Annotated in this window: 1 protein-coding gene; it reads right to left on the bottom strand. The window is 54.5% G+C overall.

The window, feature by feature from the left end; genetic code table 11:
* Positions 1-356, bottom strand: a 356-nt coding sequence (locus tag AC1D0P_RS32580) for a hypothetical protein (RefSeq protein ID WP_477680497.1), incomplete at both ends; no start/stop codon positions are given.

Genomic DNA, 356 nt, shown 5'->3' with positions numbered 1-356 from the left:
CGTCACCCCCTTGAAAATATTCGGCATATTTTCCGCCAGTGAACGTATCGTCGCCGTTGAAACCGTGAACCGTTCCGCTGACAATCATCCCGGTCGCGCCGCTATAGACGTCGTTGCCGGTGCCAAAAAATATCGCGCCGGTCATCTTGCCATTGTTGACGATCGTCTGATCGCCGGTTGCGAGAGAGCCATTATAGGCAAAGCTCGTTTCGCTATCGGTGACACCGTTGTTGGTAAACTGGAAATCTTCGGAGCCGGCCCTCTGCACAGACGCGTTTGTCGCGTCGATCTTGTTGTTGTTGACCAATTCCGATGCGCCGCTTGCAGCATTGCCAGCGAGGTAGACGCCGATATCG

Source organism: Polaromonas sp. P1_G2 (genome assembly GCF_056405515.1).
This window is presented reverse-complemented; position numbering and strand designations above follow the sequence as displayed.